General features: G+C 74.2%; 11 protein-coding genes. 4 read left to right on the top strand and 7 right to left on the bottom strand.

Going from position 1 to position 13,356, the window contains the following annotated elements; genetic code table 11:
- Position 1 precedes the first annotated feature (1 nt).
- The 4 genes from ACIBTV_RS24405 to ACIBTV_RS24390 all read right to left on the bottom strand — a co-directional run bounded on the left by ACIBTV_RS24405 (position 2) and on the right by ACIBTV_RS24390 (position 4,419).
- Complete coding sequence (locus tag ACIBTV_RS24405; protein WP_396708488.1) at positions 2-979, bottom strand: LLM class F420-dependent oxidoreductase; 978 nt, start codon at positions 977-979, stop codon at positions 2-4.
- A 70-nt stretch (positions 980-1,049) separates the two neighbouring features.
- Positions 1,050-1,913, bottom strand: a complete 864-nt coding sequence (locus ACIBTV_RS24400; RefSeq protein WP_396708405.1) for a transglutaminase N-terminal domain-containing protein — start codon at positions 1,911-1,913, stop codon at positions 1,050-1,052.
- Positions 1,910-2,851, bottom strand: coding sequence for an alpha-E domain-containing protein (locus ACIBTV_RS24395; RefSeq protein ID WP_396708403.1), 942 nt, complete (start codon positions 2,849-2,851; stop codon positions 1,910-1,912). Before ACIBTV_RS24395 ends, ACIBTV_RS24400 begins: the two co-directional genes overlap by 4 nt.
- Positions 2,845-4,419, bottom strand: coding sequence for a circularly permuted type 2 ATP-grasp protein (locus tag ACIBTV_RS24390; protein WP_396708401.1), 1,575 nt, complete (start codon positions 4,417-4,419; stop codon positions 2,845-2,847). The genes ACIBTV_RS24395 and ACIBTV_RS24390 overlap by 7 nt, the downstream gene beginning before the upstream one ends.
- A gap of 128 nt (positions 4,420-4,547) precedes the next feature.
- Between ACIBTV_RS24390 and ACIBTV_RS24385 the strand changes: the two genes are divergently transcribed.
- On the top strand, positions 4,548-5,447 hold the full coding sequence (locus ACIBTV_RS24385) for a DUF1028 domain-containing protein (RefSeq protein WP_396708399.1): 900 nt from the start codon (positions 4,548-4,550) through the stop codon (positions 5,445-5,447).
- A 293-nt stretch (positions 5,448-5,740) separates the two neighbouring features.
- Here the strand turns inward: ACIBTV_RS24385 and ACIBTV_RS24380 are convergent, their stop codons facing one another.
- From ACIBTV_RS24380 to ACIBTV_RS24370, 3 genes are all read right to left on the bottom strand, one after another.
- On the bottom strand, positions 5,741-6,442 hold the full coding sequence (locus tag ACIBTV_RS24380) for a maleylpyruvate isomerase N-terminal domain-containing protein (RefSeq protein ID WP_396708397.1): 702 nt from the start codon (positions 6,440-6,442) through the stop codon (positions 5,741-5,743).
- Positions 6,443-6,507: 65 nt separating this feature from the next.
- Positions 6,508-7,239: an alpha/beta fold hydrolase gene (locus tag ACIBTV_RS24375; RefSeq protein WP_396708395.1), complete on the bottom strand. Its 732-nt coding sequence runs from the start codon at positions 7,237-7,239 to the stop codon at positions 6,508-6,510.
- A gap of 48 nt (positions 7,240-7,287) precedes the next feature.
- A complete protein-coding gene (locus tag ACIBTV_RS24370) occupies positions 7,288-9,507 on the bottom strand; it encodes an AAA family ATPase (protein ID WP_396708393.1) in 2,220 nt (739 codons plus the stop codon).
- A 164-nt stretch (positions 9,508-9,671) separates the two neighbouring features.
- Here ACIBTV_RS24370 and ACIBTV_RS24365 point away from each other — a divergent pair, with 164 nt between their 5' ends.
- The 3 genes from ACIBTV_RS24365 (at position 9,672) to abc-f (ending at position 13,321) form a co-directional block, all read left to right on the top strand.
- On the top strand, positions 9,672-10,889 hold the full coding sequence (locus ACIBTV_RS24365; protein ID WP_396708391.1) for a M20 family metallopeptidase: 1,218 nt from the start codon (positions 9,672-9,674) through the stop codon (positions 10,887-10,889).
- Positions 10,890-10,962: 73 nt separating this feature from the next.
- The gene (locus tag ACIBTV_RS24360; protein WP_396708389.1) at positions 10,963-11,415 is read left to right on the top strand and encodes a YbhB/YbcL family Raf kinase inhibitor-like protein; all 453 of its coding nucleotides are present in this window, start codon (positions 10,963-10,965) and stop codon (positions 11,413-11,415) included.
- A 268-nt stretch (positions 11,416-11,683) separates the two neighbouring features.
- The gene (gene abc-f / locus ACIBTV_RS24355) at positions 11,684-13,321 is read left to right on the top strand and encodes a ribosomal protection-like ABC-F family protein (RefSeq protein WP_396708387.1); all 1,638 of its coding nucleotides are present in this window, start codon (positions 11,684-11,686) and stop codon (positions 13,319-13,321) included.
- Positions 13,322-13,356 lie beyond the last annotated feature (35 nt).

Below are 13,356 nucleotides of genomic sequence, written 5' to 3'. Positions count from 1 at the left end.
GTCAGCTCCGCTCCCCCGCCGGGCCCAGCCGGGCGATGAGGTCGATGACGGCGGCCGTCCCGCCGGCGCTGACCTCCGGGGTGGGCAGCAGCGCCAGCACCGGCACGTCGACGCCGGCGTCGACGTAGCGGCGCACCTGCTGGCGGCAGCGCTCCGGTGAGCCGTGCAGGATCAGCGCGTCGACGACGTCGTCGGGCACCGCGGCGAGGGCGCCGCGTCGGTCGCCGGCCGCCCACGCCGTCCACATCGGCCCGAGCGTCTCGTCGCGGCCGAGCCAGCGGTGGAACGCCGCGTACGCCGGGACGGTCAGATAGCTGGTGATCATGCGGCGGCCCAGCGTCCGCGCGTAGCCGGCGTCCTCGGTGGGGCAGACGAAGATGCGGGCGGTCACCTCGAAGCCGGGCCGCCGCTGCCCCAGCTCGCCCAGCGCGCGGGGCACGTCGGTCGCGGCCAGCCAGTTGAGCAGCACCCCGTCGGCCTCCGCGCCGGCCAGGCGCAGCATGCCGGGGCGCAGCGCGGCCAGCATGATCGGCGGCGGCACGGCGGGCGGACGCTCCAGGGTGAACCGCCGCACGGTGAACGTGTCGTACGCGGCGTCGACGGTCTCACCCGCGAGCGCGGCGCGCAGGAACCGCAGCACATCGCGGGTCCGGCCGAACGGGTCGGTGAACGGCACCGCGTTCCAGTCCCCGACGACGACCGGCGAGGACGCGCCGATGCCGAGCGCGAAGCGGCCCGGCGCGGTCTCGGCCAGCGCGGCGGCGCTCATCGCCAGCAGGCCGGGCCCCCGGGTGAACACCGGCGCCACGGCGGTGCCCAGGCGCAACCCGGGCTGCCAGGCGGCGGCCAGGGCCAGCGGGGTGAACGCGTCGGTGCCGGCGACCTCGGAGGACCAGACGTCGGTGAACCCGCAGCCGGACAGGGTCGCGTAGACCGCGGCGTGGTCGTGCAGTGGGATGCCGCCCAGCGGCACCGTCATGCCCCATCGCGTCGTCACCCGTCGATACTGCCCGGTAACGTCGCCCGGGGGCAAGATCCGTCGCCGACGTTCAGCGCAGCCGGGTGATGGTCACCTCGACGCTCTGCCCGGTGCTGGGCGGGCCGGCGTAAAGGCCCTTGAGCGGCGGCACGTCGGCGTACTCGCGGCCCCGCCCGACGACCACGTGCTGGCGGCCGACGGTCACACCGTTGGTCGGGTCGTACGCTGTCCACCGCCCGGCCCACCACTCCACCCACGCGTGGCTCTGCCCGGCCACGGCCTCCCCGACCTGCGCGTCCGGCCGGGGGTGCAGGTAGCCGGAGACGTACCGGGCGGGCAGGCCCATCTGACGCAGCAGCCCCACGGTGAGGTGGCTGAGGTCCTGACACACACCCTTGCGCTGCGCCCACGCGTGCAGGGCGTCGCTCTGCACCCCGGTGGCGCCGGGCTCGTAACGCACCTCGGCGCGGACCAGGTCGCAGACCGCCAACGCGGCCGCGTGCGGCTCGGGGTGGGCGGCCCGCAGGTCGGCGGCGATGCCGGCGAGTTCAGTGTCCAGGGTGGTGCGCCCGGTGGGTTGCAGCAGCTCGTACCAGCGGTCGACGGTTTCCGGCGCGGCCAGCTCGTCCCAGCCGACGCCCTCGCCGGGGCCGATCAGGTCACCGGGCGGCAGGGTCTCGACCAGGGAGGTGACCGTGACGGTGAGGGCCTCGTGCGGGGTGTGCACGTCGAACGCGGTGACCAGGGTGTCCCAGTAGTCCCGGTAGCGGTAGGTGCGCGCCGACGGCGACACCTCGATCCGCGCGTCCAGCACCGCCTGCCGGGCCTCGTCGCGCGGCCACATCCGTGCCTCGTTGTACGACGAGGCCACCGGCCCGTCGTAGGAGTAGCCGGTCTGGTGGCGCACCATCAGCCGCCAACTGTCCACACTCATGCCATCGCCCCGGGAAGCACCCACGACACCGCCGCCGGATGGCGGAAGTAGCGCCGCGACACCGCGTCGTTGACCTGCGAGCAGGTGCGGCCCAAGCCCACCAGCACCGCCGGCAGGTCACCGATGAGGTCCTCCGCGCCACGGAACTCCAACCCGGTGCGGGCCCGCCCGACGATGCGCTGCGCCTCCGTGGTGACCCCGGCCCGACCCGGACCGGGCTCCAACTCACCGAGGCACCGCTCGGCCGTCGACAGCGCCGCGAACACCGACCGCGGGAACAGCCGATCCAACAGCAGGAACTCGGCGGCGTGCCGGTCGTCCAACGACCCGCGGTAGGCGCGCAGGAACGTCTCGTACGCGCCGCAGGAGCGCAGCAGGGTCAGCCACGACGGGACGCTGTCCCCGGCCAGCTCGTGCGCGCGCAGCAGCCGCGCCGTCATGTCCACCCGCTCCAGGCTGCGGCCCAGCACCAGGAACAGCCAGCCCTCGTCGTGGCTCATCGTCGCGTCGGCCAGCCCCGCCAGCAGCGTGCAGCGCTCCCGGATCCACCGGAAGAACGCGTGCACCCCCTCCTGCTCCACGCGGCGGCGGGAGGCGGCCAGGCCGTGCCAGGTGGTGTTGAGGCACTCCCACATCTCCGACGGCACCGTCTCCCGCGCGCCGCGGGCGTTGCCCCGTGCGGCGGCCAACGCACCCGCCACCGACGTCGGGTTGCCGTCGTCCAAGCCCAGCAGGGTGATGACCCGCGTCGACGTGAACGGCCCCTCCACCGGGGTGATGCCCATGACCGCGAGCAGCGCCCGACAGGCCGCGTCCTCCTCCGTCCACGGGTCGGCCAGCACCCGCTGCACGTGCACGTCGAGGATCCGCGCGGTGTCCTCGGCCCGCTCGACGTAGCGGCCGATCCAGTAGAGCGACTCCGCGATCCGGCTCAGCACGCCGCCCTCCCCTGCTGCTGCTGTTGCTGCTGTTCGGCGGCCGAGGCGCCGCCGGGACCGGGATCGGGGTGCACGGCGGTGGGCACCGGCGCCGACCAGCCGCCGGAGCGCGGCAGGTGCAGCGGCACCGGGTGCGCGTCACCGGCCAGCACCCAGGTGTCCTTCGAGCCGCCACCCTGGCTGGAGTTGACGACGAGCGCGCCCTCCGGCAGCGCCACCCGGGTCAACCCGCCCGGCAGCACCCGGATCGACTCCCCGTCGTTGACCGCGAACGGGCGCAGGTCGATGTGCCGGCTACGCAGCCGGTCACCGATCAGCGCCGGCATCATCGACAACTTCACCTCACGCTGCGCGATCCAGCCGCGCGGGTTCGCCACGATCCGCTCCCCGACGGCGGCCAGCTCCTCCTCGCCGGCCTGGGAGCCGATGACGATGCCCGCCCCACCGGAGCCGTCGACCGGCTTGAGCACCAGCTCGTCCAGGCGCCCCAGCACCTCCCGCCGCACGTCCGGATCGTCGAGCCGGTACGTCTCGACGTTCGGCAGCAGCGGCTCCTCACCCAGGTAGTAGCGGATCAGGTCGGGCACGTACGTGTAGACGAGCTTGTCATCGGCGATGCCGTTGCCGACCGCGTTGGCGATGGTCACCCCACCGGCGCGGGCCGCGTTGAGCAGCCCCGCCACCCCGATCATCGAGTCGGCGCGGAAATGCACCGGGTCGAGGAAGTCGTCGTCGATACGCCGGTAGATCACATCGACGCGCTGCTCACCGGCGGTGGTCCGCATCGACACCTCGTTGCCCACGCACACCAGGTCCCCGCCCTCGACCAGCTCCACGCCCATCTCCCGGGCGATCAGCGCGTGCTCGAAGTACGCCGAGTTGTAGACCCCGGGGCTGAGCACCACCACCGTCGGGTCACCCACGCCGACGGGCGCGGCGGCACGCAGGGCGCGCAGCAGCATCGCCGGGTACGACTCGACGGGCAGCACCCGGACCGCCGCGAACACCTCGGGCAGCACCTGCGCCATCGCCCGCCGGTTCTCCATCACGTAGCTGACGCCGGACGGGATCCGCACGTTGTCCTCGAGCACCCGGAACGTGCCCTGCTCATCCCGGATCAGATCGACACCGGCGACGTGGATGCGTACCCCGTTGGGTGGTGTTACGCCGGCCGCCGCGCGCAGGAAGTGGGCGCTGGTGGCGATCAGCCGGCGCGGCACCACCCCGTCGGCCAGCACGTGCCCGGCGCCGTACACGTCGGCCAGGAACGCCTCCAACGCCCGTACGCGTTGCGCGACGCCCCGCTCGACGGCCTCCCACTCGGCGGCGGCGATGATGCGCGGCACGATGTCGAGCGGAAACGGACGCTCCACGCCCTTGAGCGCGAACGTGATCCCCTGGTCGAGAAAGGCGCGGGCCAGCACGTCCGCCCGGATCCCCAGGTCGCCGCTGGAGAGCGGTTGCAGGGTGGCGTAGAGCGCGGCGTAGACGTCCCGGGGCACCCCGGGGTCGCTGAACATCTCGTCCCAGCCGGGACCGAGGCGGTACTCCTCGAACAGATCCGCCATGGTCGAACTCTACGCAGCGGTGATTGCGGGCAGGTAACACCGCCGGCGCGGTTGCCGGTCACCGCCCGCGCGCCGTCCGACCTGCCCGGGGGTGGGCCGACCGGGCCGTCCGCCGCTACTCTCTGCCGGTGACCTTCTCGATCGTGGCGCGCTCGGACGACGGCCGGCTGCACGGCGTCGCCGTGGCCAGCAAGTTCCTCGCCGTCGGCGCGCTCGTCCCCGCCGCCGAGGCGCAGGTCGGGGCGCTGGCCACGCAGGCCAGCGCGAACCTCGCCTACCGTCCGCAGGGTCTGACCCTGCTGCGCACCGGGGTCGCCGCCTCCGACGTCGTGGCCGGGCTGGTCGCCGCCGACGGCGAGCGGGCCCACCGGCAGCTCGGGGTGGTCGCCGCGACCGGCCCCGGCGCGACGTTCACCGGTGAGCGCTGCCACGACTGGGCCGGCGGCCAGGCCGGGGACGGCTGGGCGGCGCAGGGCAACATCCTCGCCGGCCCGCAGGTGATCGACGCGCTGCGCGACGCGTGGCTGGGCAACGCGACGCTGCCGTTCGCGCAGCGGCTGCTCGCCGCGCTGCGCGCCGGCGACGAGGCCGGTGGGGACCGGCGCGGTCGGCAGAGCGCCGCGCTGCTGGTGGTGGAGCGCGGCGGCGGCTACGGCGGCGGCAGCGACGTCGTGGTCGACCTGCGCGTCGACGACCACGCCGACCCGGTCGCCGAGCTGGACCGGCTGCTCGCCGTGCACACGATGCTGTTCGGCCGCCCCGACCCGGCCACCCTGCTCGACCTCACCGGTGCGGTCGCCGCCGAGGTGGGTGCCCTGCTGGCCGCCGTCGGTCACCCGGTGAACGCGGCCGGCCCGGACGAGGCGCTGGCCTCCTGGGCGGGCGTGGAGAACCTGGAGGAGCGGCTGGTGCCGGGCCGGATCGACCCGGTGGTGCTGGAACACCTGCGCCGCTGCGCCCCGCGCGTGCCGGCGCCCCGCGCGGGCAGCGACCCGGTGGACGTTCCGGCGGCCGGCGCCGACAGCTGAGCAGGTCCCGGAGCCCGGCGACACCCGATGGACCGAGTCGCTGCCGACGAGCGTGGTCGGTCGGAGTGAGTCAGGGAGGCGGCGACGGCATCAGGGACGGGTGCCTGCGGACGCGCACGCTGTCGTTCAGGATGATCCCGGTCAGGACAATCACGGGCAGCATGGCGACCCCGATCGGCGGCAGGAGGATCGCCGCTGGAGAGATCGCCACCAACTCGACCCGCCCTTCTTATGGTGATTTGTACCATCAGGGGCGTCGACGCCTGGGCGTGTCCCACGCTTGAGGTGGGGCATCAACCGCCGAACGACAGCCAGCGGAAGCCGGCCGCGTCGACCACCGCCCGCTCGGACCCCGTCAGAGCCGCCCGCCCGGTGGTCTTGGCGATCAGCGTCGCCGGATCCCAGCCCAACTGCGCGGGCACCGGCCGCCCGCCGGTCAGCAGGTCGGCGATCACCCCGGCCGCGGTCGGCGTCAGCCACGGCCGCCGGTCCAGCGCCGCGGCGAGGTCCAGGCCGTGCACACCGACCTCGACCACCCGCGTACGCAGGAACTCGCCCAGCCGCATCGCGTCGCCGTGGCGGGTGCGCACCAGCCGGCCGGGTGGCGCGGCGGCGATCGCGTCGTCGGCGGCGCGCCAGGCCCGGCCGACGTCGGCGACCAGCGCTGGCCCGTCGAGTTCCCGGGCCTCCCGCCGGCCGCTGTCGATGCGGGCGGCGTCGACGTCGGGCGCGAATTTCGCCGCCCCGAAGTAGCCGGCCGCGTCGACGTCGGCCGTCGCCGGGGCGGGCGCGGCGAGCATGTCGGCCAGCCGGCCGACGCCGGTGCGCACGTGCGCGAGCAGTTCGCGGACGGACCACGGCGGGCAGCCGGTCGGCCGGTCAAGATCCGCCTCGGTGACGTCGCCCAGGGCGCCGCCCAGCGCCGCGCACTCGTCCCGGAACGCCGCCCGTACCGTGTCCACCGGTCCCTCCCCCGATCCCGCCTGCCGCCGCACTGTCTCACGTCGGCCCGGTCCTGCGTCGGCCCGGTCCTGCGTCGGCCCGCCGGGGTCGGGCGGGATCAGCCCGTGGCCGACAGCAGCCGCGCGAGGGCGGCGGGGTGCTGCAGGTGGGGGAAGTGACCGCCGGGCAGCACCGTGATGACGGTCGTGGGCAGGGCTCCGGTCAGCCACTGCCGGTAGCGCTCGGGCGGCTCGCCGGCGGTCACCCAGTGGTAGGCGACCCCCCGCTCGCCGATGGCCCGCAGGTCCGCCTCGCGCTGGGCGCGGATCTGTTCATCCGTGCGGTGCAGGATCTCGTCCCAGTAGCCCAGCAGCAGATCGGGTCGCGGATCGGTGGCGGTTTCGGCGAGCCGCCGCGCCTCGGGCGGCAGCGACGCCACCCCCATCCCGGCGACCATCCGATCCCACACCCCGCGCCACGCCGGGCCCCGAAGCTCGGGCTCGGCCGCCCGCACGATCTCGCCGAACGGGCCGGGCAGGAGGGGCTGGTCCAGATTGACCACCGCGCGGGTCGGGTAGCGGGCGGCGTAGACCGTCGCGATCACCCCGCCCACGGAGTGACCCACCACGGTGGGCGGCTCGTTCAGGCCGGCGGCGGTGAGCTGGCCGTGGATGACCTCGGCGACCTCGGCCATGCGGTACGACGCCCGGGACGGGGCATAGCCGTGGCCGGGCAGGTCCAGCGCGAGCGTCTCGCGATGGGGGTCGATCGCCGCGAGTTCGCGGCGCAGCGGCGCCCAGTGCCGCCGGTTGTAGGTGAGCCCGTGCAGGAGCAGCAGTGGAGACGTCATACCCCGGTAGGCGTAACCCGGGACGGAACAGCCGGTTCGTGGTCGCCGTCACACCTGCCAGGACGCCGGTCCTCCGGCCGCCGGCTGGTAGCGGAAGTGGGTCCCGGTGCGCAGGGACGCCCGCAGGTGCGCGGCGGCGATGGGAGCGTACGGCTCCACCCGCGCGAGCAGCGTCCGGAGGGCCCGCGTCGCGTTGACCCGCGCCCGTTCCGCCTCCGCGCCCTGCCGACGAGGGCGGCCACCGAGACCAGCGGCGCGCCGCAGCTCGGCGAGGAGGGCATTGCGCTCGGCCGTGAGCCTGGCGGCGTACCGCACGTCGCCGGCCCGGTCGGCGGCGTCCAACTGCTGCGCCAGCTCATCGAGACGCCTGCGGTAGGCGAGGCGGGCCGTGGCGTCGAGAACGGGCTCCGGCGGAGACGTCACGAGGCCCGCGCCGCCGGCCACGAGATCCAGTGCGGTGATCTCCCGACCCGGGTTCGCCAGCAGGATCCGCAGGTGATGCAGGCCCCTCATGTCCCGCAGCCGGGCCCGCTCGGAGCCCGCTTCGAGCACCCAGTCGTCGCCGTCGCGCCACAACCGCCAGACGTCACCACCGGTGTGCTCCACGGTCGGCGGGCCGGGGGCCTCGGGCGTTACCGCAACGCCGTCGGGCGCCGGCAGGCCCAGCCCGTCGGCGATCGCGTGCGCCCGCGCCACATCGCCGGAGCGACCGCGAGCGGCGAGGGTGGACGCCAGCCAGGGCAGCGCCCCGAGACGCTCCTCCTGGGCGACCGCCCGGTCGAAGTGGGCGGCCGCCTCGTCACGCCGGCCGAGGTGCGCGGCGAGCCGGCCCAGGTAGTCGTCCACCGGCCCGGTGATGGTGTTCGCCCCGCCCCAGACGACCAGCCGCCCCGCATAGGGCAGCAGCGCGTCGTAGAGGGCGCGGGACGCCGCCGGGGACGCCCCGTACGAGGCGACCAGGGCCAGATCGGCGACCGCGCCGACCCACCGGGGCCCGGTCCCGGCCAGCAGCGAGGGCAGCAGCCGCTCCACGTCCAGCAGCGCCTCGGCGACGCGTCCCGACTCGGCCAGGGCCCGGGCCGCGGTCACCTCGAAGAAGTGCCCGGGCAGCTTGCGGGACAGCTCCCGCAACGGTTCGACCTGACTCGCGGCGTCACCGCGCAGCGTGGCGAGCCGGCCGGCCAGCGTCGCGGTCAGCCGGTCGGCGTCGGCGAGGCCGACCCGCCGTCCCACCTGCGACACCTCGGCGATCAGCGCGTCCGCCGTCGCGAAACGCCCGCGCGCCAGCGCCAGCACCGCGTGCCGCGACAGCGCGACGACCGCGGCCTCCGGGTCGCCGTCGCGCTCCCCCGCCCGGGCGTACGCCGCCAGGGCGGCCTCAGCGGCGTCGAGGTCCCCGCGTTCGGCGAGCGCGATGAAACGCCAGAACAGGCCCCGCCGCTCGAGCACCGCGTTGCCCGCCCTGCGGGCCAGGTCGACGATCTGCGACGCGGTGGAGAGCCGTTCGTCGGCCGCGGCCGGATCCCACAGCGCGTGCAACCGCCCGTCCAGGACCTCAGCCGTCGTCGTCGGATCCCCGGTGTCCCGGGCGATCCGGACCGCCTCGTCGACCAGGTCCCGCCGCCGGCTCGCCGCCGACGGGTCACCCAGCAGTTCCCGGGCCAGCCGCACCAGCGCGCGGGCCCGCACCCGTGGCGGCAGGTCACGGGACGCGGCCTCCTCCAGCAGCCGGATCACCGCCATGTCGAGGACGAGGAACTCCCCGCGCGAATGCGTGCTGAGGGCGATCTCCAGCACGGCGTCCTCGCCGGCACCATTCGGCAGGGTCGCCGCGAGGTCCAGGGCCGGGCCGGGCCAGCCGGCGGTGAGCAGCCACACGCCGTGTACGGCACCCGCCGTCAGCCCGGGCAGCAGGGCGCCGAGGTCGACCTCGGTCAGCGGCGCGAGATGCAGGTGCGGGCCCGGGCCGCTGGGCTCGGTGGTGGTCGCCACCACCGCGGCGCCGCTGGAGACCAACCGATCAAGGTCCGCCGCCGTCGCGGTCGGCTCCAGGTCGTCGAGCACGACCAGGCGGGCACCCGTACCGGCGCCGGTGGTCGTGCGGGTCACCGGCAGGCCGCGCCGGCGGGCGCTGCCCGCCGCCGCGTCGGCGAGGGCGCTCCTCCCGGAACCGGGAGGCCCCACGATGACCAGAGAGCCACCCACCCCGGCGGACGCCCGGTCCAGCAGCCGTTCGATGGCGGCGACTTCACGACGGCGTCCGATCACGTGCTGAGCCTAGGCGGATCACCGAGACGCCCTGCCGAGATCCACCCCGCGTCGCGACGAGCGCGACTGTGACCGGCGCAACGTACAGGATGTACGGGCCGGAGTTACGCCTTCCTCGCGAGACCCCGACGGGGACGCCCGCCCATCAACCCTGGAGTTTTCGCATGTCACTGACGGATCGGCTGCGCGACGCGGCCCCGGCGCTGCAGGGCGACCTGGTGCGACTGCGCCGCGACCTGCACCGACACCCCGAGATCGGCCTTGAGCTGCCCCGCACCCAGCAGCTCGTGCTGGACGCGCTCGACGGACTCGACCTGGAGATCACCCGAGGCAGAGGCCTCAGCTCGGTGACCGCGGTGCTGCAAGGCGGGCAGCCAGGACCGGCGGTGCTGCTGCGGGCGGACATGGACGCGCTGCCCATCACCGAGGCGACCGGCCTGGACTACGCCAGCCAGGTCGACGGTGTCATGCACGCCTGCGGCCACGACCTGCACACGGCCATCCTGGTCGGCGCGGCACGGCTGCTCGGCAGCCACCGCGACGCGCTGCGCGGCGACGTGGTCTTCATGTTCGAGCCGGGCGAGGAGGGCTGGAACGGCGCCGGACGGATGATCGAGGAAGGCGTCCTGGACGCCGCCGGACAGCGGGTCTGCTCGGCGTACGCGCTGCACGTCAGCTCCTACGGCAGCCCGCGAGGACAGGTCACCAGCCGACCCGGCACCGTGATGGCGGCCGTCGACGAGTTGCGCGTGACCGTGCACGGGGTCGGCGCGCACGCCTCCATGCCCCACCAGGGACGGGACCCGGTCACCGCGGCGGCGGAGCTGGTGACCGCCCTGCAGACCCTGGTCACCCGCCGCTTCAACGTGTTCGACCCGGTGGTCGTCACGGTCGGCTCGTTCCATGCCGGAGACAGCGTCAACACCATCCCGGACACGGCCCACTTCGCCGCGACGGTCCGCACCTTCTCGGCGGCGAACCAGGCGGCCATCCGCACCGAGGCCGGGCGGTTGTGCGCGCATATCGCGCAGGCGTACGGGCTGACGGCCGAGGTCGAGTACGTGCAGAAGTACCCGGTGACGGTCAACGACGCGCAGCAGTACGAGTTCGCCGGCCGCGTCGTGTCCGACGTCCTCGGCGCCGACCGGTTCACGCCCATGCCGTTTCCCTTGACAGCCTCCGAGGACTTCTCCCGGGTGCTCGACGAGGTGCCCGGCTGCTACCTGATCCTCGGGGCGTCGGCCGCCGACGACCCGACGACCGCGCCGATCAACCACAGCCCGCGGGCCGTCTTCGACGACGCGGTGCTCGCCGACGGCGCCCTCGTGCTGGCCGAACTGGCCTCACGGGCGCTGGCCGGGGACGCGGCGGCCCACCGGTGAGGTCGGGCCGACCCGTTTCGGCGCACGCCCGCCGGGTACGCGCGACCCGGCTCGACTGAGGGGGGTGTCGCAGATGGCCGGGATCATGCTGCGCAGCGTCGCGTTCAACGACCACGACATGCTGCCGGACCGCTTCTCCCGCGACGGGGGCAACATCTCGCCGCCGCTGGAGTGGGGGGAGGTGCCGGACGAGGCCAGTGAGCTGCTGCTGATGGTCGAGGATCCGGACGCCGGACGGGAGGCGTTCCTGCACTGGCTGGTCAGCGGCATCCAGCCGGAGGCGGGCGGCATCGGTGAGGGGGCGGCGCCCGACGGCGCCCGGGAGTGGCCCAACAGCTTCGGTGAGCGGGGCTGGGGCGGCCCGCAGCCGCCGCGCGGGGACGACCCGCACCGGTACTTCTTCCGCCTCTACGCCCTTGACCGGCCATTGGAACTGCCGGACGCGCCGCAGGCGGCCGACGTACGCCGCGCGGTCAAGGGGCACGAGTTCGCCAGCGGCAACATGGTCGCCCGGTACGCCCGGTGAGAGGCGCCTGCGACGCCGGTGGCGTCGCAGGCGGACCACCAACCGCCGGTGCTACGGTAGTTCGCGAGTCGTCCGACATGGATGACGAAACGAGCAGGGAGACGAGACATGGTGGGTGACGACGACATCTCCGGGTGAGACCGGACATGTGATCGGCCACCGGCCGCGCCCGTGAGCGCGTTGCCGTGGTCTTTTCGTCGTTTCCCGAGACCATGTCCCCTGCGGGCGGATGGGCTCCGCCTGCCCTCATATCCCGAGGTCGTTTCCCATGTCCGATTCTTTCATCGTCTGCTCGAACCTGAGCTTCTCCTGGCCGGATGACACCCCGGTCTTCCAGAACCTGTCCTTCACCATCGGCGGGGGCCGCACCGGGCTGGTCGCGCCGAACGGCGCCGGTAAGAGCACCCTGCTCAAGCTGATCGCCGGCGAGTTCCGGCCCACCGCCGGGTCCGTCACCGTCGAAGGGACACTCGGCTACCTCCCGCAGAGCCTGCCGCTGGTCGGCGACCCGACCGTGGCCGAGGTGCTGGAGGTCGCCCCGCTGATCGCGGCACTGCACGCCATCGAGGCCGGAGACGCCAGCGAGGAACACTTCACCACGATCGGCAACGACTGGGACATCGAGGAGCGCACCCGCGCCCAGCTGGACCGGCTCGGCCTCGGCGACCTCGCCTTCGACCGGCGCCTGGACACCCTCAGCGGCGGGCAGGTCATCTCCCTCGGCCTGGCGGCGCAGCTGCTGAAGCAGCCCGACGTGCTGCTGCTCGACGAGCCGACCAACAACCTCGACCTCGAGGCCCGGCACCAGCTCTATGACGTGCTGGAGCAGTGGAACGGCTGCCTGCTGCTGGTCAGCCACGACCGGGCGCTGCTGGACCGGATGGACCGCATCGCCGAACTCGACCGCGGCGACGTGCGCTTCTACGGCGGGAACTACACCGACTACGAGGCGGCGGTGCAGGCCGCACAGGAGGTGGCGGAGAAGAACGTCCGCAACGCCGAGCAGGAGCTGAAGCGGGAAAAGCGGGAGCTGCAGGAGGCCCGCGAGCGGGCGGCGCGGCGGGCCAGCAACGCCTCCCGCAACCTGAAGAACGCCGGCCTGCCGAAGATCTTCGCCGGCACGATGAAGCGCGACGCCCAGGAGTCCGCGGGCCGGGCCAACGAGATGCACGCCTCGCGGGTCAACGACGCCAAGGCCCGGCTCGACGAGGCGGGGCGGGCCCTGCGCAACGAGCAGAAGATCTCCCTGGAGCTGCCCGCCACGAACGTGCCCGCCGGACGCACCCTCCTCGCCGCCGAACGGATGCAGGTCCGGTACGGCGAGCGGTCCCTGTTCGCCGCCGACGGGGTCGACCTGACGGTCCGGGGACCGGAGCGGATCGCCCTGCTCGGCCCCAACGGCGCCGGCAAGTCCACCCTGCTGCGTCTGATCAACGGGGACCTGGAACCCGAGGGTGGCCAGATCAAGCGGGCCGACGGGCGCATCGCGTACCTGTCGCAGCGGCTGGACCTGTTGGACCTGGACCGCACCGTGGCGGAGAACCTGGCCGCGTTCGCACCGCAGGCCCCGGACGCGCAGCGGATGAACCTGCTCGCCCGCTTCCTGTTCCGCGGCTCCCGAGCCCACTTGCCGGTCGGGGTGCTCTCCGGTGGCGAACGACTGCGCGCCACCCTGGCCTGCGTCCTGGGCGCCGAGCCCGCGCCGCAGCTCCTTCTGCTGGACGAGCCGACCAACAACCTCGACCTGGTCAGCGTCGGCCAACTCGAGAGCGCGCTCAACGCGTACGAGGGAGCGCTGCTGGTGGTCAGCCACGACGAGCGGTTCCTCACCGAGATCAAGGTCAACCGGTGGCTGCGGCTCACCGACGGGCGCCTGCGGGAGACCGGCCCACCGGACGTCGACTGACCCACCCCGGCCGCCCCCGGATGCCCGGGGGCGGC

Origin of the sequence: Micromonospora sp. NPDC049366, from assembly GCF_044466625.1 — a bacterium.
Taxonomy (GTDB): Bacteria; Actinomycetota; Actinomycetes; order Mycobacteriales; family Micromonosporaceae; genus Micromonospora.
The sequence above is the reverse complement of the archived record's forward strand: the minus strand, read 5'-3'. Positions and strand labels throughout refer to the sequence as shown.

Excerpts from the sequence above, each read along its gene's own strand:
- ACIBTV_RS24360 (WP_396708389.1), top strand. The coding sequence starts at position 10,963 with ATGGCCGGGATCATGCTGCGCAGCGTCGCGTTCAACGACCACGACATG.
- ACIBTV_RS24400 (WP_396708405.1), bottom strand. The coding sequence starts at position 1,913 with ATGAGTGTGGACAGTTGGCGGCTGATGGTGCGCCACCAGACCGGCTAC.
- abc-f (WP_396708387.1), top strand. The coding sequence starts at position 11,684 with ATGTCCGATTCTTTCATCGTCTGCTCGAACCTGAGCTTCTCCTGGCCG.
- ACIBTV_RS24365 (WP_396708391.1), top strand. The coding sequence starts at position 9,672 with ATGTCACTGACGGATCGGCTGCGCGACGCGGCCCCGGCGCTGCAGGGC.
- ACIBTV_RS24390 (WP_396708401.1), bottom strand. The coding sequence starts at position 4,419 with ATGGCGGATCTGTTCGAGGAGTACCGCCTCGGTCCCGGCTGGGACGAG.
- ACIBTV_RS24375 (WP_396708395.1), bottom strand. The coding sequence starts at position 7,239 with ATGACGTCTCCACTGCTGCTCCTGCACGGGCTCACCTACAACCGGCGG.
- ACIBTV_RS24405 (WP_396708488.1), bottom strand. The coding sequence starts at position 979 with ATGACGGTGCCGCTGGGCGGCATCCCACTGCACGACCACGCCGCGGTC.